The organism is Moorena sp. SIO3I6, assembly GCF_010672095.1.
Window position 1 is genome coordinate 1 of the sequence record NZ_JAAHHU010001303.1, and the last position, 1,443, is coordinate 1,443.

Annotated in this window: 1 protein-coding gene; it reads left to right on the forward strand. The window is 43.0% G+C overall.

Going from position 1 to position 1,443, the window contains the following annotated elements:
* Positions 1–772: 772 nt before the first annotated feature.
* Positions 773–1,443, forward strand: a 671-nt coding sequence (gene gloB / locus F6K49_RS48795; RefSeq protein WP_293109921.1) for a hydroxyacylglutathione hydrolase, incomplete at its 3' end; no start/stop codon positions are given.

Sequence of the window (1,443 nt, forward strand, 5' to 3'; positions counted from 1 at the left end):
TGTTGCTCATGGGGGGAACCCCCAAGACCGCACTGCCTCCCCAAGACCGTAATGGTGCGTTTTCCGTAGGCGAATTAAATTCGCCACGGGTCGCACCTCTGCATCGCTATAAATCAAAGGTTGAAATAGGTGTAATCACCTGTATAAAATCGGTTGGCGGCGTAAGTCCTATAATTTAATCTAGACATCTTCTGTTAATTTTATGTGAGAGCAGTGTTTAACTTAGATTAAAATTATTGAGGGTCGGGACCTGAATACAATTGGCAATACAATTAGCAAGGGAAGCCACCCTTCGCTTCGGAGGCTATACCATAGGGGCAACGAGGCAGAAATAGTCCCTATCCAATATGATCATTAGTCTAGCGCATTCGCCTAGTCATGGAGGTTGACAATACTACCAATCTGTGATGGGTTAACCGAACATGCATACACTTCTAAGATGAAATAGTGTCAGCAATGGTACCTATAGTGAGTTGGTAATGGATAAAGGTTAGTTGGTGATTCGCTAACTATTACTGATTACCTAGGACTTGTGTTCAAGGGTAACTTTGATTCAGATAATTTTGGTTTAAGGACACGAAAAATATTGGAGGTTTATCCAAAAAAAACCTATTTAAGAGTAGGTTGAATAAGAAAGATAAAGTTGGTAAATTGCTCAAGAAATACCTAAGGATAAAAAATCATAAAGTAAGGTATAATATACCTAGCATCTGTTGTTGTTCAAAAACTAAAAACTATAAATTATTGTAAGTGAAACAGATGGTGTAAAACTATGCAGATTTATCGACTTCCAGCCCTTTCTGACAACTATATCTTCTTATTACACGACCCCAAGCAGAATATTGCTGCTGTGGTTGATCCAGCGGAGGCTAAACCGGTGATACAGCGTCTGAAAGAACTGGATGCCGAATTAGTGGCTATTTTCAACACTCACCATCACATGGATCATGTGGGGGGAAATCGACAGTTGATCCAGCAGTTTCCAGATGTATGTGTATATGGGGGAGCTGAAGACCGGGGTCGGATTCCTGGTCAACAGGTGTTTTTAGAAGAATGCGATCGCGTCGAGTTTGGTGATCGCCTTGGTGAAGTATTATTCGTTCCCGGACACACCAGAGGACATATTGCCTACTACTTTCCCCCAGTAGTCCCTGGTGAAACCGGTGAACTCTTATGTGGCGACACCCTATTTGCGGGCGGCTGTGGCAGACTATTTGAAGGAACACCAGGCCAAATGGTAGAATCCATGAGCAAGCTAAGGGATTTACCAGATAATACACGAGTATGGTGTGCTCATGAATACACCCTGAAAAATCTCCAATTTGCCCTGAGTGTCGATGGTGAAAACCTGGACTTACAAGGGAGATTTGCCCAAGTCCAAGAGGCGCGTGATCGTAAAGAGGCAACGGTACCTTCCCACTTAGGGGTTGAAAAGCACACCAA